Source organism: Methylobacterium sp. Leaf108, assembly GCF_001423265.1.
Lineage (GTDB): Bacteria > Pseudomonadota > Alphaproteobacteria > Rhizobiales > Beijerinckiaceae > Methylobacterium.
In genome coordinates this window covers 44,808-63,554 of record NZ_LMND01000008.1, presented here as the reverse complement: position 1 = coordinate 63,554, position 18,747 = coordinate 44,808, and the positions used below count along the sequence as shown (strand labels likewise).

The 18,747-nt window shown below is 69.8% G+C and carries 20 protein-coding genes; 11 read left to right on the top strand and 9 right to left on the bottom strand.

Annotated elements, in window-relative coordinates; translation table 11 throughout:
• Positions 1 to 146 precede the first annotated feature (146 nt).
• Together ASF39_RS07275 and ASF39_RS07270 are read left to right on the top strand one after the other, a co-directional pair.
• Positions 147 to 530 carry a response regulator gene (locus tag ASF39_RS07275; protein WP_055887268.1) on the top strand — a complete coding sequence of 128 codons (384 nt, stop codon included), beginning with the start codon at positions 147 to 149 and terminating at the stop codon, positions 528 to 530.
• Positions 531 to 633: 103 nt separating this feature from the next.
• Entirely contained in the window at positions 634 to 1,173 is a 540-nt protein-coding gene (locus ASF39_RS07270) for a protein phosphatase CheZ (protein WP_055887468.1), read from the top strand.
• Positions 1,174 to 1,203: 30 nt separating this feature from the next.
• On the opposite strand, the gene ASF39_RS07265 is transcribed toward ASF39_RS07270, so the two are convergent.
• Positions 1,204 to 2,103, bottom strand: a complete 900-nt coding sequence (locus ASF39_RS07265) for a TIGR01459 family HAD-type hydrolase (protein WP_056282291.1) — start codon at positions 2,101 to 2,103, stop codon at positions 1,204 to 1,206.
• A gap of 118 nt (positions 2,104 to 2,221) precedes the next feature.
• Entirely contained in the window at positions 2,222 to 3,715 is a 1,494-nt protein-coding gene (locus tag ASF39_RS07260) for an EAL domain-containing protein (protein WP_055887263.1), read from the bottom strand.
• Between the two features lie 259 nt (positions 3,716 to 3,974).
• Between ASF39_RS07260 and ASF39_RS07255 the strand changes: the two genes are divergently transcribed.
• A complete protein-coding gene (locus tag ASF39_RS07255; protein WP_055887260.1) occupies positions 3,975 to 4,196 on the top strand; it encodes a heavy-metal-associated domain-containing protein in 222 nt (73 codons plus the stop codon).
• Positions 4,197 to 4,216: 20 nt separating this feature from the next.
• On the top strand, positions 4,217 to 5,557 hold the full coding sequence (locus ASF39_RS07250) for an aspartate aminotransferase family protein (RefSeq protein WP_056282351.1): 1,341 nt from the start codon (positions 4,217 to 4,219) through the stop codon (positions 5,555 to 5,557).
• A gap of 30 nt (positions 5,558 to 5,587) precedes the next feature.
• On the opposite strand, the gene ASF39_RS07245 is transcribed toward ASF39_RS07250, so the two are convergent.
• Together ASF39_RS07245 and ASF39_RS07240 are read right to left on the bottom strand one after the other, a co-directional pair.
• On the bottom strand, positions 5,588 to 5,941 hold the full coding sequence (locus tag ASF39_RS07245) for a hypothetical protein (protein ID WP_056282288.1): 354 nt from the start codon (positions 5,939 to 5,941) through the stop codon (positions 5,588 to 5,590).
• Positions 5,942 to 6,037: 96 nt separating this feature from the next.
• Entirely contained in the window at positions 6,038 to 6,289 is a 252-nt protein-coding gene (locus tag ASF39_RS07240) for a type II toxin-antitoxin system Phd/YefM family antitoxin (RefSeq protein ID WP_210168658.1), read from the bottom strand.
• A gap of 295 nt (positions 6,290 to 6,584) precedes the next feature.
• Here ASF39_RS07240 and ASF39_RS07235 point away from each other — a divergent pair, with 295 nt between their 5' ends.
• Entirely contained in the window at positions 6,585 to 8,258 is a 1,674-nt protein-coding gene (locus ASF39_RS07235; RefSeq protein ID WP_055887247.1) for a formate--tetrahydrofolate ligase, read from the top strand.
• Positions 8,259 to 8,313: 55 nt separating this feature from the next.
• Complete coding sequence (locus tag ASF39_RS07230) at positions 8,314 to 9,021, top strand: spermidine synthase (RefSeq protein ID WP_056282286.1); 708 nt, start codon at positions 8,314 to 8,316, stop codon at positions 9,019 to 9,021.
• Positions 9,022 to 9,046: 25 nt separating this feature from the next.
• Here the strand turns inward: ASF39_RS07230 and ASF39_RS07225 are convergent, their stop codons facing one another.
• Both ASF39_RS07225 and ASF39_RS07220 read right to left on the bottom strand, forming a co-directional pair.
• Positions 9,047 to 9,298 carry a hypothetical protein gene (locus ASF39_RS07225; protein WP_055887241.1) on the bottom strand — a complete coding sequence of 84 codons (252 nt, stop codon included), beginning with the start codon at positions 9,296 to 9,298 and terminating at the stop codon, positions 9,047 to 9,049.
• A gap of 226 nt (positions 9,299 to 9,524) precedes the next feature.
• Positions 9,525 to 9,833, bottom strand: a complete 309-nt coding sequence (locus ASF39_RS07220; protein WP_244472303.1) for a hypothetical protein — start codon at positions 9,831 to 9,833, stop codon at positions 9,525 to 9,527.
• Between the two features lie 217 nt (positions 9,834 to 10,050).
• On the opposite strand from ASF39_RS07220, the gene zapE reads away from it, so the two are divergent.
• A complete protein-coding gene (zapE, locus tag ASF39_RS07215) occupies positions 10,051 to 11,265 on the top strand; it encodes a cell division protein ZapE (RefSeq protein ID WP_082494420.1) in 1,215 nt (404 codons plus the stop codon).
• A gap of 111 nt (positions 11,266 to 11,376) precedes the next feature.
• Here the strand turns inward: zapE and ASF39_RS07210 are convergent, their stop codons facing one another.
• Positions 11,377 to 11,859, bottom strand: coding sequence for a peroxiredoxin (locus tag ASF39_RS07210; protein WP_055887233.1), 483 nt, complete (start codon positions 11,857 to 11,859; stop codon positions 11,377 to 11,379).
• Between the two features lie 190 nt (positions 11,860 to 12,049).
• Between ASF39_RS07210 and ASF39_RS07205 the strand changes: the two genes are divergently transcribed.
• A complete protein-coding gene (locus tag ASF39_RS07205; RefSeq protein ID WP_055887231.1) occupies positions 12,050 to 12,658 on the top strand; it encodes a YqgE/AlgH family protein in 609 nt (202 codons plus the stop codon).
• Positions 12,659 to 12,859: 201 nt separating this feature from the next.
• On the opposite strand, the gene ASF39_RS07200 is transcribed toward ASF39_RS07205, so the two are convergent.
• Entirely contained in the window at positions 12,860 to 13,516 is a 657-nt protein-coding gene (locus ASF39_RS07200) for a glutathione S-transferase family protein (RefSeq protein WP_056282284.1), read from the bottom strand.
• Between the two features lie 360 nt (positions 13,517 to 13,876).
• Here ASF39_RS07200 and phaZ point away from each other — a divergent pair, with 360 nt between their 5' ends.
• The gene (phaZ, locus tag ASF39_RS07195; protein ID WP_056282283.1) at positions 13,877 to 15,091 is read left to right on the top strand and encodes a polyhydroxyalkanoate depolymerase; all 1,215 of its coding nucleotides are present in this window, start codon (positions 13,877 to 13,879) and stop codon (positions 15,089 to 15,091) included.
• 248 nt (positions 15,092 to 15,339) lie between these two features.
• Positions 15,340 to 15,666 carry a 30S ribosomal protein S21 gene (gene rpsU, locus ASF39_RS07190; protein ID WP_055887215.1) on the top strand — a complete coding sequence of 109 codons (327 nt, stop codon included), beginning with the start codon at positions 15,340 to 15,342 and terminating at the stop codon, positions 15,664 to 15,666.
• Positions 15,667 to 16,124: 458 nt separating this feature from the next.
• Here rpsU and ASF39_RS07185 read toward each other — a convergent pair whose 3' ends face one another.
• Positions 16,125 to 16,826, bottom strand: coding sequence for a response regulator transcription factor CtrA (locus ASF39_RS07185; RefSeq protein WP_055887213.1), 702 nt, complete (start codon positions 16,824 to 16,826; stop codon positions 16,125 to 16,127).
• A 484-nt stretch (positions 16,827 to 17,310) separates the two neighbouring features.
• Here ASF39_RS07185 and fliI point away from each other — a divergent pair, with 484 nt between their 5' ends.
• The gene (fliI, locus tag ASF39_RS07180; protein ID WP_055887210.1) at positions 17,311 to 18,666 is read left to right on the top strand and encodes a flagellar protein export ATPase FliI; all 1,356 of its coding nucleotides are present in this window, start codon (positions 17,311 to 17,313) and stop codon (positions 18,664 to 18,666) included.
• The last annotated feature ends 81 nt before the right edge of the window (positions 18,667 to 18,747 follow it).

The window sequence follows — 18,747 nt, the reverse complement described above, 5'->3', positions numbered from 1 at the left end:
GCGCGCCCGCGCCCGGAGCAGTTAACCGGTTCGCAATTCCGTCCTCGGTATTGTCGGTCACAAGAGGCGCCGTTGCGGTGCTTCCCCGAAACTCGTGACGGGGCGCACGCCGCACCGGCCCTCGCACTGACGGAGCAGAGCAGACCATGGCCCTCGATCTCGGCATGCCGATCCTCGTGGTGGACGACTATCAGACGATGGTCCGCATCATCCGCAACCTCCTCAAGCAGCTCGGCTTCGAAGAGGTCGACGATGCGTCCGACGGCACCGCGGCCCTGGCCCGCCTCAAGAACCGCAAGTACGGCCTCGTGATCTCCGACTGGAACATGGAGCCCATGACCGGCTACGAGCTGCTGCGCCACGTTCGCGCCGACGAGAACCTGCGCACCACCCCGTTCATCATGGTCACCGCCGAGTCGAAGACCGAGAACGTCATCGCCGCCAAGAAGGCCGGCGTGAACAACTACATCGTCAAGCCGTTCAACGCGGCCACGCTCAAGACCAAGATCGAAGCCGTCTGCGGCGCCTGATCCTCGTCGAGGATCGGTGACGCGTTAAGACCGGACGACACACGACGGAATGGGAGCGGGGCCGATGGGGGGGGCAATCAACGCGAGGATGGCGGCTCCCGCCATGCCCAAAGCCGTGGGTGCCGCAACGACGAAGCCTGCGGCGACCTCGGCGAAGCCGTCGCTGATCCGCGAGCTCGTCGATATCGCGGACTACATCACCCACGTCCGCAACGAGATCGCCGCCCTGCGGGCGAACGAACTCACCCGCGACCGTCTGCCGATGGCCCACGAGGAGCTGGACAGCGTGGTCCAGGCGACCGCCGGCGCCACCAACTCCATCATGACGGCGGCGGAGGAGATCCTGTCGCTGCCCGACGACGGGAACTACCGCGCCAGCGTCGAGGCGCGGATGAACGACATCTTCGAGGCCTGCACCTTCCAGGACATCACCGGCCAGCGCATCCGCAAGGTCGTGGACGCCCTGCGTCAGCTCGAGACGAGGCTGTCGCGCTTCGCCACCGCGGTCAAGGCCCGCGACGAGGCCGGCATCGACCCGGCCGAGATGGAGCGCCGCATGCGCGACGAACTCCTCATCCTCAACGGCCCGCAGCTCAAGGGGCCAGCGACCCCGCAGGACGCCATCGACGCCCTGTTCGATTGAGCGGCGGCCAAGCCTGCGAGACCAGCGAGCCTACCAGACCAATTTGTCGATGACCGCGTCCGGCCGCACGCTCTGGGCGGCCAGCCAGCCGGCGATGTCGCCGAGGGTGTGGTGCTCGGCGGTGACCCTCAGTTCCTCGGCGTGGATGCCGCGCGCCACCAGCAGGTTCGGGATGCCGAACCGCGCCGCGCCGTCGATGTCCGTGCGCAGCGCGTCGCCCACGGCCAGCACCCGGCCCAGGTCCGGCGGCGGCAGGCCGTCGAGGGCGGCGGCTTTGGCAAGCGCCTCCTCGTAGACCGGCCGATACGGCTTGCCGGCATAGGTGACCGCGCCCCCGATCTCGGCATAGGCGGCGGCGATGAGCCCGGCACAGGGGATCAGCACCTTGTCGCGCTCGACCACGAGGTCGGGGTTGGCGCAGATCATCGGCACGTCCCGCGCCCGCAGGGCCGCCAGCACCGCGCGATAATCCTCCGCCGTCTCGGTGGCATCGTCGAACAGGCCGGTGCAGACCACCGCCTCGGCCTCCTGCGGCCCCACCAGCGACAGGTCGAGCCCGGAGAAGATCGTCAGGTCCCGCTCGGGTCCGAGGTGGTGGATGCGGATGCCGGGCGTGCGCGCCAGCAGGCTGCAGGTGAGGTCGCCCGAGGTCAGGATGGCGTCGTAGGCCTCGCGCGGCACGCCGTAGCCGTCGAGGATCGCCTGGACGCCGGGCCAGGGTCGCGGCGCGTTCGAGACCAGCACCACCCGGCGCGGCCGGCCGGCGGCGGGCAGCGCGCGGAACCGGATCAGGGCCTCGCCGGCCCCGCGGTGCGCCTTGGTGCCGTCGTGCAGCACGCCCCAGACGTCGCACAGGATGAGGTCGACGCCCTCGGCGATGCCGGCGATGCCCGCCAGGATCGGGATAGGCGGCGGGACGGTCTGGGACATGGGATGAGGCCATCGAACGGATCGGGGCACGGATCCGTTCGGGCGGGTCGAACCGACCGGACGCCCCGCGCCCCGCAGCGGTTAAGCCGCCGGTCCGGCGAAATCAACGTCGCCCGGTTCAGCCGGCCCGGCGCAGGAAGTCCCGGAACGGGCGCCGCTGCGGCGCCGGCTCGCCGTCTGGCGCGGGCGGCTGCGGCGCGGCGGCCGTTGCCAGCACCTCGGCCCGCACCGCCCGGGCCGGGGCGAACAGGGCTCCCTGCGCCAGGGGAATGCCGAGGTCGATGAGGTCGGGCACGTCGGCCTCCCGCTCGACGCCGTCCGCCACCACGCGCACGCCGGCCCGGCCGAGCGAGGTGACGAGGTCTTCGAGGGCGATGTCCGGCATCGCCTGGCGGCTACCCGGACGCAGGATCATCTCGGCGGGGATCTTGATCTGGCCGATGCCGCGGTCGGCCAGGGCCAGGGGATCGAAGCGCATGTCCACCGGCCGGTCGAGGGTGAAGCCGAGCTGGCCACGCAGGGCGAGGAGGGCGGCCGACTGCTCGGCATCGAGGTTGCGCCAGCTCTCCTGCGGCAGCGACACCACGAGCCGCCCGGCGAGGCTCGGCCCGTCGCTCACGAGGCGGGTCAGCGAGCGCAGGAAGCCCGGCTCGTACAATGAGAACGGCGACAGGGCATAGGCCACCGCCGCGTTGCTGCCGCGCCCGCCGAGATGGCGGCCGATGGTGGCCACCTTCTGGATCATCCGCCGGTCGAGGTCGGTGGTGCGGCCGTGGCGTTCGAGCACCGGCAGGAACAGGTCCGGCGCCAGCACCTCGCCCGAGACGCGCAGGCGCGCCACCGCCTCGTAGGAGACGACCTTGCGCTGGGGCAGGCTGACCAGGGGCTGCAGGTGGACCTCGAGCCCGTCGCCCTCGAAGGCCGCGATCAGGGCGGTCTCGCGCTGGCGCTGCTCGCCCGAGCGGTCCGGCGGGGGCGGGTCCGCGGGTTCGCCGCCGCCGCGTGCTTCGACGGTGTCGAGGGGACGGGGCGCCCAGGGCGCGCGCGACGGCGCCGCCGTCGCGGCGGCCGGACCGCGGGGCGGTACCACGATCTCCTGGGAGACGGACGGGGCCGGCGCCGGCTGCGCCCTGGCGGACGTCACCGCGGTCGGCACCGGTACGGGGCGGGGCTCTGCCTTCAGCTTGGCGAGGTCGCTGTCCTGGGCGGCGACGATGGCGGCGAGTTCGCGCACGATACCGCTGAGGAGGCCGATCTCCGCCGTGACCTCCTCCACGTTGGCCGAGAGGTCCGCCGTGCCCTCGGCCCGGCCCGTCCGGGCCCTCGCCGTCTCGGCTCTTGCGACCTCGGCGGCCTTCGCCGCATCGCCCGTCCTGCCCGCCTCGAGGGCGAGGAGGCGCTTGGACAGGACGTCGATCTCGCCCGAGAGCTTGTCGCAGCGCTGGGCGAGGGTGCCGGCGCGCCGCTGCAGGATCAGGCCGATCGCCACGGCGACGGCCGCGAGGGCGAAGGCGCCGGCCAGCGGCACGAACACCGCCAGCGGCGGCAGGACGAGCAGCCCCAGCAGCATCCAGACCCAGGGGCCACCGCGCCGGCCGACGAACCTGGCCATGGATTGTTCAACCTCGAACGCGAACGACGTGCAAACGACGCGATGGAAACGGGCCGCGAATCGCGGATCGGCCAGTCTTGTCGGCGGACCGGCGCCCCCACAAGGGTATCGTCGGCGGTCCTGGGTCGATTTTTGCTAGGTGTGGCGCAAAGTGTGGCGCAAAGCTGGCTCGGCACCCGCGTCCGGGACCCCTGCGTCGTCCGTCGCGGCGACGGCGGACGCGGGCGGTAATCGAGGACATGCCGGGAGGGCTCAGCCGATGGACGCGATGCGGACGGACCTTCTCATGCGGGTCGAGGGCATGACCTGCGACGGCTGCGCCGCCGCGGTGACCCGGGCGATCCGCCGGCTCGACCCGCAGGCCGACGTCGCGGTGGACCGCGACCACGGCCGCGTCGCGGTGACGACCCTGGCCCGCGCCGACGGTATCGCCGAGGCGCTGACCCTGGCCGGCTACACCGCCACCCCGATGGAGCCCTGATTTTCGACATGAACCCCGCCATGAATCCTGACGTGCGCGCCGCCCCTGTCGGGCCCAACGACCTCGACGCCTGGTGGATGCCCTTCACCGCCAACCGCGCCTTCAAGGCGGCGCCGCGGATGATCGTGGGCGCCAGGGACATGCACTACCGCAGCGCCGACGGGCGCCGGATCCTCGACGGCATCGCCGGACTGTGGTGCTGCAACGCCGGCCACGGCCGCGACGCCATCACGGCGGCGATCCAGGCCCAGGCGGCGACCCTCGACTACGCGCCCCCGTTCCAGTTCGGGCACGACGGCGCCTTCACCCTGGCCTCGCGGCTGGCACATCTGGCGCCGGGCGACCTCGACCACGTGTTCTTCTGCAATTCCGGATCGGAATCGGTCGATACCGCCCTCAAGATCGCGCTGGCCTATTGGGGCGCCAGGGGCGAGGGCCGGCGCACCCGCCTGATCGGGCGCGAGCGCGGCTACCACGGCGTCGGCTTCGGCGGCATCTCGGTGGGCGGCATCGTCACCAACCGGCGCGCCTTCGGCCTCGGCCTGCCCGGCGTCGACCACCTGCCCCACACCTATTCGCGCGAGCACCAGGCCTTCACCGTCGGCGAGCCCGCATGGGGGGCGCATCTGGCCGACGATCTCGAGCGGATCGTCGCCCTCCACGACCCCTCCACCGTCGCCGCCGTCATCGTCGAGCCGATGGCCGGCTCCACCGGCGTGCTGCCGCCGCCCAAGGGCTACCTCGAACGCCTGCGGGCGATCTGCGACCGCTACGGCATCCTCCTGATCTTCGACGAGGTCATCACCGGCTTCGGCCGCCTCGGAGCCGCCTTCGCCGCCGAACGCTACGGCGTCACACCGGACATGATCACCTTCGCCAAGGGCGTGAACTCGGGCACCGTCCCGATGGGCGGCGTCATCGCCAGCGCGCGCATCCACGACGCGCTGATGACCGGCCCGCCCGGCACCATCGAGCTGTTCCACGGCTACACCTATTCCGGCCATCCCCTGGCCTGCGCGGCGGCGCTCGCCACCCTCGACATCTACCGCGACGAGGACCTGTTCGGACGGGCGAGGCGGCTGGAGCCTTCCTTCGGCGAGGCGGTGATGTCCCTCAAGGACCATCCCGGCGTCCTCGACATCCGCACCGTCGGGCTGGCGGCCGCCATCGACCTCGCGCCCCGGCCCGACGCGCCGGGCGCCCGCGCCTACGCGGCCATGGTCGCCGGCTTCGAGGACTTCGACATCGTCGTGCGCGCCGCCGGCGACACCCTGGCCCTGACCCCGCCGCTGATCGTGAGCGCCGACCAGATCGGGGAGATCGTGGACAAGGTCGGCCGGGTGATCCGGGCGGTGGCTTGAAGAGCGACCCGGCTCTCAGGGGCTCCGACGCTACCGAGCGACGACCGTTGTCCGCTTGGCACGGATCAGGGTCTGAAGTTGCGTCAGCACATCGACGAAGAGCGACCTCGGAATCCGTCCGTAGATCACCGATGGCGGCTGTGCGTCTGGAACCGGGCGTAGATCGGGGCCCGGCCACACGAACCGGTTACCTTCCGAAATGATGATCCACTGCCGGCGATCGTCCAGACCGAGCGTCATGCGCACCGCGGCCGGAACCTCGATGCCGACCGTCCGCCCCTCGGATTCGCGATGGGTGATGGGAACGACGATGCAGCTTCCCCGCTCGGCGTCCTTCGAGATAACGAGGACGGCGGGCCGGTCCTTTCGTCCCCCCCACCTCACCCTGCTCGTCTTCGTTCGACTACAGGAATGAAAATCGAACGACCGTGCCCGCAATGGGCGGCTGTGTCGGGATCAACCGGCGAAATCCCGTCGTCGTCAGTCTTTCAGTTCGTCCGGAACGTCAGCGGCCAGAATTTCGTCGGCGATGTCGTCGGGGATGTCGTCGACCGTGAACGATTGCCGGTCCCGGTCGCGCAGGCGGATGAACTCCTCATAGGAAATCAGGACCGTCTTCGGGCGGCCGTTCTTCTTGATCCGGACCGGAGACCGGATGGCCTCGTCCTGGTAGAAGCCGGCCTTCTTGGCGAGGTCGGTTGCGTCGATGTCTACGAACGTGAAAAGGTTCATCATTCACCAGCCGCGGGGGTCTGTTCCGCCTTGGATATGATCCGCAGAATGCGGATCACCCGTAGCTTTAGCAAGGGCGGTCACATGTCGCGAGAGGCCTCGGCCCTTCGCAGCGGACGCCGTCGGCAAAGGTCGATCGCCTGACGGCACGATTTTTTGTGGGCCGCCTCAAAAAAATCCGAACCGATCAGCGCTTGCCCCGTCGCACCCTGTGATGCCATCGGTCTAGGCTGGACCCATCGCCAAGACGGCCGCACGGCTCAACGCCGGCGGGGACGGAACCCGGGAGAGAAGCATGCCCTCAGACATCGAGATCGCCCGCGCGGCGACCCTCAAGCCCATCGCCGAAGTGGCAGCCCGGATCGGCATCCCCGACGAGGCCCTTCACAACTACGGCCGCAGCATCGCCAAGATCGACCACGGCTTCATCAAGTCGCTGGAAGGCAAGCCCGAGGGCAAGCTCGTCCTGGTCACCGCCATCAGCCCGACGCCGGCCGGCGAGGGCAAGACCACCACCACGGTGGGCCTCAGCGACGGCCTCAACCGCATCGGCAAGAAGACCGTGGCCTGCCTGCGCGAGCCCTCGCTCGGCCCCTGCTTCGGCATGAAGGGCGGGGCGGCCGGCGGCGGCAAGTCGCAGGTGGTGCCGATGGAGCAGATCAACCTGCACTTCACCGGCGACTTCCACGCCATCACCTCGGCCCACAGCCTCGCGGCCGCGCTGATCGACAACCACGTCTACTGGGCCAACGAGCTCAACATCGACGTCCGCCGCATCGCCTGGCGCCGGGTGGTCGACATGAACGACCGCTCGCTGCGCGCGATCACATCGAGCCTGGGCGGCGTCGCCAACGGCTTCCCGCGCGAGGACGGGTTCGACATAACCGTCGCCTCGGAGGTCATGGCGGTGTTCTGCCTCGCCAAGGATCTCGACGACCTCGAGGCGCGTCTCGGCCGCATCGTCATCGCCGAGACCCGCGACCGCAAGCCGGTGACCCTGAAGGACGTCAAGGCCACGGGCGCGATGACCGTGCTCCTCAAGGACGCGCTCCAGCCCAACCTCGTCCAGACCCTGGAGGGCAACCCCGCGCTCATCCACGGCGGCCCCTTCGCCAACATCGCCCACGGCTGCAACTCGGTGATCGCCACCCGCGCCGGGCTCAAGCTCGGCGACTACGTGGTGACGGAGGCCGGCTTCGGCGCCGATCTCGGCGCGGAGAAGTTCATCGACATCAAGTGCCGCCAGGCGGGCCTCAAGCCCTCGGCGGTGGTGATCGTCGCCACCGTGCGCGCCCTCAAGATGCACGGCGGCGTCGGCAAGAAGGATCTTTCGGGCGAGAACCTCGAGGCCCTGGAGAAGGGGTTCGCGAACCTCGCCCGCCACGTCGAGAACGTGCGCGGCTTCGGCCTGCCGGTGGTGGTGGGCGTCAACCACTTCTTCGCCGACACCGACGCCGAGCACGCCAAGCTCAAGGAACTCTGCCGCGACAGGCTCCAGGTCGAGGCGATCACCTGCAAGCATTGGGCTGACGGGGGTGCCGGTGCAGAGGAACTGGCCCATGCGGTGGTCAAGCTGGCCGAGGGCGAGCAGAAGCCCCTGACCTTCGCCTACGAGGTCGAGACCAAGCTCGCCGACAAGGTCCGCACCATCGCCACCAAGCTCTACGGGGCGCAAGGGATCTCCATCGACGCCAAGGCCGCCACCAAGCTCGCCCAGTTCGAGAAGGAGGGCTACGGCAACCTGCCGGTGTGCATGGCCAAGACCCAGTACTCGTTCTCCACCGATCCGGCGCTGATGGGGGCTCCCACCGGCCACACCATCGCCGTGCGCGACGTGCGGCTCTCGGCCGGTGCCGGCTTCGTCGTGGTGATCTGCGGTGAGATCATGACGATGCCGGGCCTGCCCAAGGTCCCGGCGTCGGAGGGCATCCACCTCGACGCCAACGGCCAGATCGAAGGGCTGTTCTAACCTCGCCGCCCGGCCCTCCCGGTGACGGGAGGGCCGGCTCGCCAGAGGATTTCACGTGAAACCCTGGGTGCTTCTGGATACGGCCGCGATCCCCGGGAGCACCGAGGTGCTGCGCCTGCTGCAGCGCGGATCGGAGTTCTCGATCCAGCTCGGCCACAACGAACTCATGAACAGCCGCCTCAGCGGTTCGGAGGAGGCGCTGGCCGACCTCGCCTGCGCCCGCATCGGCGCCAGGGCGGGCGCGCGGCTCCTCGTCGGCGGGCTCGGCATGGGGTTCACCCTGGCCGCCGCCCTCGCCGCCCTGAGGCCCGATGCGGAGGTGGTGGTCGCCGAGCTGGTGCCGCAGGTGGTGGCCTGGGCCAGGGGACCGCTGGCGGCGATCTGCGGCCCCGGTCCCGACGATCCCCGCGTCCGCCTCCGCCAGGACGACGTCGCCCGGGTGATCCGCGAGCGCCCGCTCGCCTACGACGCCATCCTGCTCGACGTCGACAACGGGCCCGACGGCCTGACGCGACCGGCCAACGACCGGCTGTACGACGGCGAGGGCCTGGCGGCGGCCCTGGCCGCTTTGCGCCCCGGCGGCGTCCTGGCGGTGTGGTCGGCCGCCCCCGACGGATCGTTCACGCAGCGTCTGCGCCGGATCGGCTTTGCGGTGGAGGAAGTCGGCGTCAGGGCCAACGGCAAGGGTGGCGGCGCCCGCCACACGATCTGGCTCGCGACCCGACCGCTGCGCGCCACCTCGTCCGCCCGCCGTCCGGCCTGATCGGACGGGGTCGGGCGCGGGTCGCTCAGGCCGAGGCCCGCGGGCGGGCGTCGCTCTGCTCCTGTCGGCGCCTCAGGCGCGTCAGGCCGTAGACTGCGGCGAGATTGCGCCGGGCCGCCTGCACCGGGGCGGCGTCGCGCTCGTGCCGTGCCGTCGCGATGAGGTCGAGGGCGAACGCCACCGATCGCTCGAGCCGCACGACTTCGGCCGACGTACCCTGCCCCGCTTCGCCCGCCTCGCTGCGGACGATGGGGGCTGCCTCGCCGATGGACGCCATCTGCCTGTCCCTCTCGACGGCTCGAAGCGGAGCCGTACTGACGGCCTCGGACATGCGCGAGCGACGGGGCCTCAAGATGGCAGCTTGACCGTAGGCGGGCGAAACCCGACCTCGGACGGTGTGATATGGTTTCCGCTTGAATCAAGCGGGAACCGCATCACCGAGCCCGGACGGCGCCTGAGCGAAGCTCATTTCCGCATCACGAAGTGATCAACCGGAAATGGCGTCAGTCGCGGCCGATGCCTTCGTTGAACTTGTCCTGGCAGGTGTAGCCGACGAAGCATTGCGGATCGTCGAGGGTGCGCTCGAACGCCGGCTTGGGCCCTTCCGGCAGCGGGCAGAAGCCGCCGTCGCGCACGAGTCGCGCATAGGTGATGGGTCCGGTGGTCATCACGACGGCGCCGGCCCGCGCGACGAAATCCCTCGCGGCGGCGCAGGCCATCGCGGTGGTGGCCGGGCGCCCCTGGGCCGCGACTAGGGAGGGGGAGCCGAGGACGGCGCAACCGGCCAGCACGAGGCGAACGGATCGGACCATGGCGTGACCTCCTGTGCGCTCGGGGCCGCCGGCCGCGGCGTGACGGCCGCGGAGCCCCGATGGCGTGAAGCTTACGCTCCGGGCAGAGGCGGGTCGATGCCCTGACGACCAGGGCGCGGTGTCGCTGGCCGGGGTTGATCCCGGCGGAGTGTCGCGGCAGAGCGAAGCCGGTCGACCCGTCGTCGTCGCCCATCCCGCACCCGCGAGGTCGTCCGCCGTGAGTGTCCCGCCCCGCCATACCGGCGCCGACGCGCCCCCCGCCGGGCCGGTGGCGGCGCGCTATTCCGCCCTCGTCGCCTCGGGCGTCATCGAGCGCGATGCCGCGCAGGTGCGCCTCGTCACGGCCCTCGACGACCTCCTGCAGGTGCTGGAGCGGCGCCGGCGCGCCAAGAAGGGCAGCGCGCTGGGCTGGCTGTTCGGCCGCCGCGACGATGCCGACGGGCCGCCCAAGGGGCTCTACATCTGGGGATCGGTGGGCCGCGGCAAGACCATGTTGATGGACCTGTTCTACGAGGCGGCCTCCGGCACCAAGCGCCGGGTGCATTTCCACGGCTTCCTCGCCGATGCGCACGAGCGCATCCACGCCCACCGCCAGGCCCTCAAGGCCGGCACCGCCAAGGGCGACGACCCGATCCCGGTGGTGGCCGAGGCCCTGGCCGGCGAGGCGGCGCTGCTGTGCTTCGACGAGTTCACGGTCACCGACATCGCCGATGCGATGCTGCTCGGGCGGCTGTTCGCGGCCCTGTTCCGGCACGGCGTCACGGTGGTGGCGACCTCCAACGTCGAGCCCGACCGGCTCTACGAGGGTGGCCTCAACCGCGCCCTGTTTCTGCCCTTCGTGGCCGAACTCAAGACCCGCGTGTCGGTGTTGCGCCTCGACAGCCGCACCGACTTCCGCCTGGAGAAACTCGGCGGCGCCTCGGTCTACCACGTGCCGGCCGACGAAGCCGCCGGCGCCGCCCTCGACCTCGCCTTCCGCAGCCTCACCGGCAAGGCCCGGGGCCGCCCGGCCACGATTCGCGTCAAGGGCCGACAGGTGGCGGTGCCCGAGGAGGCCGCCGGCGTCGCCCGCTTCACCTTCGCCGACCTCTGCGCGACACCGCTGGGCGCGTCGGACTACATGGCGCTGGCCCATACCTTCCACACGCTCATCGTCTCCGACATCCCGGTGATGGGGCCGGACAACCGCAACGAGGCCAAGCGCTTCATCACCCTCGTCGACACCCTCTACGACGGCCACGTGAAGCTCGTGGCGTCGGCGGCGGCCGAGGCGCAGGCTCTCTACACCGCCACCGAGGGCCGCGAGGCCTTCGAGTTCGACCGCACGGTGTCGCGCCTCATCGAGATGCGCTCGGCCGAATACCTCGGCCTGCCGCACGGCCGGGGCGATTCGGAAGCCTCGGGCGCCAGCACCGGCCTCGTCGAGACGTGAGGCGGGGACGGGCGCCTGCGCCACTCTGTTTTGACGTCGCGTCTCGCCGGCATCCGCCGAGCGGGTCTTCAGGACGGGCGGCGGACGTGCGAACGCGTCCGCCGATCCCGCTCAGATGACCTTGAGCAGCGCTTCGGCGCCCGAGATCTCGGTCTTGACCGGGACTTCCTCGAGGTTGAGGACGCGCACGACGCCGTCGTCGACCAGCATGGAATAGCGCTTCGAGCGCGGCCCGAGGCCGAAGCCGGTGCCGTCCATGTCGAGGCCGGTCGCCTTGGCGAATTCGGCATTGCCATCGGCCAGGAAGTCGATGCCCTCGGCGCCGCTGGCCTTCTGCCAGGCGTCGAGCACGAACACGTCGTTGACAGAGGTCACCGCCACGGCGTCGACGCCCCGGCCCTTGATCTCGTCGAGCTTGGCGACGAAGCCGGGCAGGTGGTTGCGGTGGCAGCTCGGGGTGAAGGCTCCGGGCACACCGACGAGGACGACGCGGCGGCCCTTGAACAGGTCGTCGGTGGTCTTGGCCACGGGCCCGTCGGGTCCGTTGACCCGGAAGGTCACCTGCGGCAGGTGCTGGCCAACCTCGATGGTCATCGCGTGTTTCCTCAGGTCTTTCAGGGCCGGCGGCGGTCGCCGCATGGGGGTGCCGTTCGTCTAGCGCGGAAGGCTCGGCAGTGTCGAGCTTGAGCCTCGATCTTGGGCGCCTCGACCTCGGGCGCCTCGCCGTCTGGTGCGCTGCACATTGCGCGCTGGACAACGCGGGCCGGACCGCTAGCATCGCGCCATGCAGACCCCCACCACCGCCACCGAGTCCTCCGGCTACCTCGACGGACAGTTCCTCGTGGCCATGCCCGGGCTGCTGGACGAACGCTTCGCGCGCTCGGTGATCTACCTGTGCGCGCATTCCGCCGACGGGGCGATGGGCATCATTCTCAACAAGGCGGTGGACGACCTCAACATGCCCGACCTGCTGGTGCAGCTCGACATCGCCACCGAGGACGACGCGATCCGCCTGCGCGAGCGGATCGGCCACATGCCGGTGCTGATGGGCGGTCCGGTCGACGCCAAGCGCGGCTTCGTGCTGCACAGCGACGACTTCCACATCGCCCAGTCGACCCTGATCATCGACGACGGCATCTGCCTCACCGCCACCGTGGAGATCCTGCGGGCCATCGCCACCGGCGACGGGCCGGCCAACGCGGTGCTGGCGCTCGGCTACGCCGGCTGGCAGCCGGGCCAGCTCGAGACCGAGATCATGGCCAACGGCTGGCTGACCTGCCCGGCCGATCCGGACCTGATCTTCCACACGGCGCTCGACGCGAAATACGAGCGGACGCTGCGCTCGAACGGGATCGACCCGGCGATGCTCTCCCTCACCGCCGGACGGGCGTGACGGGTCTCGTACGACATCCGCTCGATGGCTTCGCCCCGCGGATTTCGGCGTCGCTCGGGCGCCGCGCGGGCTCGGTGATACGGGTCCCGCCTTATCCAAGCGGGAACCGTATCGGTGGCCGCCGATGTCGCGGACCCTAGCCAATGAAACCCGAGCGTGCATCATCTGGGTTCGATGCGCGCTCGGACAGCGGGTCTCTACTCAGAACTCCATGTCGAGTTCGTCGATGTCCTCGGGTTCGACCAGGGCCTGCTCGGCCCATTCCGCCATCAGCGGCCAGGCGAGGATGCGGTCGCGGTAGTCCGCGATCCGGGGCGGCAGCGGGACGTCGTAGGTCCGGAAGCGGGTGCAGACCGGGGCGTACATGGCGTCGGCCAGCGTCGGGGCCTCGCCGAAGAGGTAGGCGCCGTCGTAGCGGGCCAGGCAATCCTCGACGATCGTCACGATGCGGTCGATGTCGCCCGCGGCACCGTTGAAGACCTTGAAGTCGGCGTGCCGGGCCTTGAGGTTCATCGGCAGCGCCGAACGCAGGTTGATGAAGCCGCCGTGCATCTCGCCGGAGATGGAGCGGCAATGGGCGCGTGCGGCGATGTCCTCGGGCAGCAGGCCCGACCCGGGCAGGATCTCGTGGAGGTACTGCGCGATGGACAGGGTATCCCACACCGCCACGCTCCCGTGCTGCAGCCGCGGCACCAGGAAGGACGGCGATAGATGCAGCAGCTCGGCGCGGGTGGACGCGTCGGTCCCCGTCAGGAGCTCGGTCTCGAACGCGAGCCCCGACATCTTGCAGATCAGCCAGCCGCGCAGCGACCACGACGAATAGTTGCGGCTCGAAATCGTGAGCGTCGCGGCTGACATCGGCGTTTCCTCGAAGGTGGTCCGTAGGGTCCGGCAGAGCGGTCCGGGACTCGGCGATCCGGGACCGAACCTCGGCGATCCAAGACTCGTGCCGTATCGGCGGCATCCGGGACGAATGCGTCGCGCGGCCGGCACGGGCATTGCAAACCCGGCGCCGGCCCCGGACGGATGGGCCGGCACGGACCTTACCTGATGCAGGGGCACCACAACACGGCGGGATCGTATTTCGCCCCCGTTGCCTTCCGTTCCGGAGTGGCCCAGCCTGCCGTCATGGGACGGCTGAACGAACGGTATGAGCTTTCCTGCCCGGTCAGGGCGGATGTTTCGGCGTCCGATCGTTCGCGTAGAGGTCCCGGCGCCATGCTGTACGATGCCTTCGAGGTCCAGTCGGACATCGCCAAGCAGACCCGCACCTGGGGGCGGATGGTCAACGAGGCCCTGGCCCCGTGGCGGAGCGCGGGCTACCGCGAACCGCTGAACTGGTTCACCGCCAGCGCCCGCATGATGATGCGCGCCGGCCTCACCTTCGCGCGCCCCGCCTACGGCATCGACGCGGTGACGGTGGGCAACCGCCAGGTGCCGGTGACCGAGGAGGCGGTGCTGGTGACGCCCTTCGGCACCCTGCTCCGGTTCCGGAAGGACATCGACAGCGTGCAGCCCCGCGTCCTCGTGGTGGCGCCGCTCTCGGGCCATTTCGCGACGCTCCTGCGCGGCACCGTCAAGACGATGCTGCCCGACCACGACGTCTACATCACCGACTGGCACAACGCCCGCGACGTGCCGCTTTCGGCGGGCACCTTCGGGTTCGACGATTACGTCGACCACCTCGTCCGGTTCCTCGAGGCGATGGGGGACGGCGCCCACATCGTGGCCGTGTGCCAGCCCGCGGTGCAGACCCTCGTGGCCGCCGCCGTGATGGCCCAGTCGCGCAATGCCGCCCACCCGCGCAGCATGACCCTGATGGCCGGCCCGGTGGATTGCCGGATCAGCCCGACCTCGGTGAACAAGCTCGCCACCTCGAAGCCCCTCGCGTGGTTCGAGAAGAATCTGATCGCCACGGTGCCCTCGCGCCATGCCGGCGCCGGTCGCCGCGTCTACCCGGGCTTCATGCAGGTCTCGGCGTTCCTCTCGATGAACGCCAAGCGCCACATCCAGCAGCACGCGGACCTGTTCTGGCACATCGCCAACGACGAGACCGACAAGGCCAACGGGATCGAGACGTTCTACGACGAGTATTTCGCCGTGCTCGACCTCGACGCGGCGTTCTATCTCGAGACCGTCAAGACCGTGTTCCAGGAATACACCCTGGCCAAGAACGAACTGACGTACCGCGGCAACCCCATCGACATGCGCGGCATCCGCAAGACCGCCCTGATGACCGTCGAGGGCGAGCGCGACGACATCTGCGCCGTCGGCCAGACCATGGCGGCGCACGACCTCTGTACCGGCCTGGCGCCGCACATGAAGAGCCACCACCTCCAGGCCGGCGTCGGCCACTACGGCGTGTTCTCCGGCCGCAAGTGGGAGAACCAGACCTATCCGCTGGTGCGCAACTTCATCCAGTCGCACAATTGAGCCACAGGCGGCACCCGCCGGGCCCAACCCGTTCGGCCGGCTGTTGGAATGTGTCCCGCCTTGGTGTATGAGCCTGCCCCAAGTGCAGTTTCTGCGTCGATTCGAGTGTGTCTGAGGGGCGTCCCTCCCGGGCTATTCCGGGCGAGGGGCGTTTTTTCAGTTTTCCCGCGAGGGGCTCGGGGCCGGCGCCGGTTCGTCCAAGACCATCATCGCTCCAAAACCATCACCGTCCTAGAGGATCTAGACCGTTGCAGGTACTCGTTCGCGACAACAACGTCGATCAGGCTCTCCGCGTCCTGAAGAAGAAGATGCAGCGTGAAGGCATCTTCCGGGAAATGAAGCAGCGCAAGGCCTACGAGAAGCCGTCCGTGCGCAAGGCGCGCGAGAAGGCCGAGGCGGTGCGCCGGGCCCGCAAGCAGGCGCGCAAGACCGCGATTCGCGAAGGCCTGATCGCGGCTCCCAAGCCCAAGCCCCGTTTCGGCGCCGGTGCTCCCCGTCGTCCCGGCGGTTCGCCGTTCGCCCCGACCGCTCCGGCGATCGGACCCGCGGCCGGCTCCGGCCCCGGCGCCGCCTGAAGCGAGGCGGGGGCCTCTGGCCCTCACCCCCGTGCCGCCCTGCGGCACGGGTAGCCCGGCGCGGCGGATCGTGTCGTTTGGACTCTGAGGAAGCGGGCCACCGGTGCGGTGGGCCCGCTTTTTTCGTTGGTACGACAGGCCGGTCGTATCGAGCCGCGGACGCGGCGCTCGCCCGGGTTTCCCAGGATCACGCTCCAGGCGTCCCAGGAAAGGCCGAACGGATACGCCGGAAAAGGCGGCAGGCGTCGCGAGCCGTCGCGCACGGAGGTGCCGGCGACCCTGCGGATGATACGGTTTCCGCTTGGATCAAGCGGGAGCGGTATCACCGAGCCTGCGCGGCGCCTGAGCGAAGCCCATGTCCGCATCACGAAGTGATCAACCGGAAATGGGATGACGGCACAAAAAAGGCCCCGCCGAAGCGGGGCCGTTGATCGGTCCGACCGGCCTTGGGGCCGGGATCAGACCGCGATGCGCTCCTCGCCGTCCATCGGCTCGCGCAGGACGTAGCCGCGCCCCCAGACGGTCTCGATGTAGTTCTTGCCCGACGAGGCATTGGCGAGCTTCTTGCGCAGCTTGCAGATGAACACGTCGATGATCTTGAGTTCCGGCTCGTCCATGCCACCGTAGAGGTGGTTCAGGAACATCTCCTTGGTCAGGGTCGTGCCCTTCCGCAGGGAGAGGAGTTCCAGCATCTGGTACTCCTTGCCGGTGAGATGGACGCGGGAACCCGCGACCTCCACGGTCTTCTGGTCGAGGTTGACCACGAGGTCGCCCGTGGTGATCACCGACTGGGCGTGGCCCTTCGAGCGGCGCACGATGGCATGGATGCGCGCGACGAGCTCGTCCTTGTGGAAGGGCTTGGTGAGGTAGTCGTCGGCGCCGAAGCCGAGGCCCTTCACCTTGTCCTCGATGCCGGCCATGCCGGAGAGGATCAGGATCGGCGTCTTGACCTTGGCGACGCGCAGGTTGCGCAGCACCTCGTAGCCCGACATGTCGGGCAGGTTCAGGTCGAGCAGGATGATGTCGTAGTCATAGAGCTTGCCGAGGTCGATGCCCTCCTCGCCAAGGTCCGTCGTATAAGTATTGAAGTTCTCGGACTTGAGCATCAACTCGATGCTCTGCGCGGTTGCGCTGTCGTCCTCGATCAGAAGTACCCGCATCGTCGGTCCCCAGCACAGCCGGCCGTGCTCAGCGTCTGGGCAAGCCCCCGCTGTTCGCCCGCCACCGGCCCGTGGCGGACGTTCCCTCGTCCTGGACGTCAAACGCTAATCGTTAATCGTTAACAAAACCTGATTCTCCGTGGCAAGCCCTGAATTCGGGGCCGGCCATCTGTTCGTCGATCCGTTGTCGGTCTGTTCCGATCCAAGACCTGAAAAGAACCGACAGCCGGGCCGAGAAAAAGCACCGAGGCGTCTGTTATCGAAAGCGTTTCACGTGGCACGTCACCGGAAGGCCACGGTGGTCGTACCAATCCGACGACCGCGATGGCGAGCCTCGTCGAAGGACCCGTCCACCGCTGCCGTCGCGATGAGGGCAGTGTTAAGGAGGGAGGTAAACGAACCGTTGCCAGCCTCGCACAAGATTGCGCGACGGGGCGCGGCGGAACCGTCGGCGGCGGAGGAAACGATGGCGGCGGAGGAAACGATGGCGGATCGCGGTGCCGGCCGGCTCGGATTGTCGGCGGCGATGAGGGCGCTCGACGCGATCGCGCCCCTCGAGACCTACGGCCGGGTGGTGGCCATCCGCGGGCTGCTCGTGGAGGTGGCGGGCCCGGTCTCGGCGATGCGCCTGGGCGGGCGGCTCGACATCAGCGTGGAAGGCGCCGGCGGCGCGGCGAGCGTGCCCTGCGAGATCATCGGGTTCCAGGGCGACCGGGCGCTGGCGATGCCGTTCGGCTCGCTGGAGGGCGTGCGCCGCGGCTGCCCGGCCATCGTCCGCGACGAAGCGGCGGGCGCGATCCGGCCCTCGACGGCCTGGCTCGGCCGCACGATCGATGCCCTCGGCCGGCCGATCGACGGGCTCGGCCCCCTCGTCCACGGCCCGGCGATCTATCCCCTGCGGGCGGATCCGCCGCCCGCGCACGCCCGCAAGCGCGTCGGGCCGCCGCTGGATCTCGGCATCCGCTGCATCAACACCTTCCTGACCATGTGCGCGGGCCAGCGCATGGGCATCTTCGCGGGTTCGGGCGTCGGCAAGTCGGTGCTGCTGTCGATGCTCGCCCGCTACACCGCCGCCGACGTGGCGGTGATCGGCCTCGTGGGCGAGCGCGGGCGCGAGGTGCAGGAGTTCCTGCAGGACGACCTCGGCCCTTCCGGCCTCGCCCGCTCGGTGGTGGTGGTGGCCACCTCCGACGAGCCGGCCCTGATGCGGCGCAACGCGGCCTACGTCACGCTGGCGGTCGCCGAGTACTTTCGCGACCAGGGCAAGCAGGTGCTGTGCATGATCGATTCGATCACGCGCTTCGCCATGGCCCAGCGCGACATCGGCCTGGCCGCCGGGGAGCCGCCCACCGCCAAGGGCTACACCCCCACCGTCTTCAGCGAGCTGCCGCGCCTGCTCGAACGGGCCGGCCCCGGCGTCGGGGCAGGGGCGATCTCGGGCCTGTTCACGGTGCTCGTGGAGGGCGACGACCACAACGAGCCGGTGGCGGATGCGGTGCGCGGCATCCTCGACGGGCACATCGTGATGGAGCGGGGCATCGCCGAGCGCGGGCGCTATCCGGCCATCAACGTGCTGCGGTCGGTGTCGCGCACCATGCCGAAGGCCTGCGACCCGGCCCATCTGCCCACCGTGCGGCGCGCCAGGCGGCTCTTGTCCACCTATGCCGACATGGAGGAACTGATTCGCCTCGGCGCCTATCGCTCGGGCGCCTCGCCCGAAGTGGACGAGGCGATCGGCCTGATGCCGGCAATGGAGGCTTTTCTGGGTCAGGGTAAGGAAGAAGCAACTTCGATCGGGGATGGTTACCTGCGGCTGGCGGAGATCGTGGGCGGTCCATGACGGACCCGCCCGCGCTCGGCGCGAGCCGAACCGAGGATGCCCCGGCGTCGCTCGGCCGAGTTGCGTAACAGTGGAACGGTC

Coding starts and splice junctions, on each gene's coding strand:
- ASF39_RS07205 (WP_055887231.1), top strand. CDS start 12,050: ATGCAGACCCCCACCACCGCCACCGAGTCCTCCGGCTACCTCGACGGA.
- ASF39_RS07200 (WP_056282284.1), bottom strand. CDS start 13,516: ATGTCAGCCGCGACGCTCACGATTTCGAGCCGCAACTATTCGTCGTGG.
- ASF39_RS07270 (WP_055887468.1), top strand. CDS start 634: ATGCCCAAAGCCGTGGGTGCCGCAACGACGAAGCCTGCGGCGACCTCG.
- fliI (WP_055887210.1), top strand. CDS start 17,311: ATGGCGGATCGCGGTGCCGGCCGGCTCGGATTGTCGGCGGCGATGAGG.
- phaZ (WP_056282283.1), top strand. CDS start 13,877: ATGCTGTACGATGCCTTCGAGGTCCAGTCGGACATCGCCAAGCAGACC.
- ASF39_RS07220 (WP_244472303.1), bottom strand. CDS start 9,833: ATGGTCCGATCCGTTCGCCTCGTGCTGGCCGGTTGCGCCGTCCTCGGC.
- ASF39_RS07185 (WP_055887213.1), bottom strand. CDS start 16,826: ATGCGGGTACTTCTGATCGAGGACGACAGCGCAACCGCGCAGAGCATC.
- ASF39_RS07250 (WP_056282351.1), top strand. CDS start 4,217: ATGAATCCTGACGTGCGCGCCGCCCCTGTCGGGCCCAACGACCTCGAC.
- ASF39_RS07255 (WP_055887260.1), top strand. CDS start 3,975: ATGGACGCGATGCGGACGGACCTTCTCATGCGGGTCGAGGGCATGACC.
- ASF39_RS07275 (WP_055887268.1), top strand. CDS start 147: ATGGCCCTCGATCTCGGCATGCCGATCCTCGTGGTGGACGACTATCAG.
- ASF39_RS07265 (WP_056282291.1), bottom strand. CDS start 2,103: ATGTCCCAGACCGTCCCGCCGCCTATCCCGATCCTGGCGGGCATCGCC.
- ASF39_RS07225 (WP_055887241.1), bottom strand. CDS start 9,298: ATGGCGTCCATCGGCGAGGCAGCCCCCATCGTCCGCAGCGAGGCGGGC.
- ASF39_RS07210 (WP_055887233.1), bottom strand. CDS start 11,859: ATGACCATCGAGGTTGGCCAGCACCTGCCGCAGGTGACCTTCCGGGTC.
- ASF39_RS07235 (WP_055887247.1), top strand. CDS start 6,585: ATGCCCTCAGACATCGAGATCGCCCGCGCGGCGACCCTCAAGCCCATC.
- ASF39_RS07240 (WP_210168658.1), bottom strand. CDS start 6,289: ATGAACCTTTTCACGTTCGTAGACATCGACGCAACCGACCTCGCCAAG.
- ASF39_RS07260 (WP_055887263.1), bottom strand. CDS start 3,715: ATGGCCAGGTTCGTCGGCCGGCGCGGTGGCCCCTGGGTCTGGATGCTG.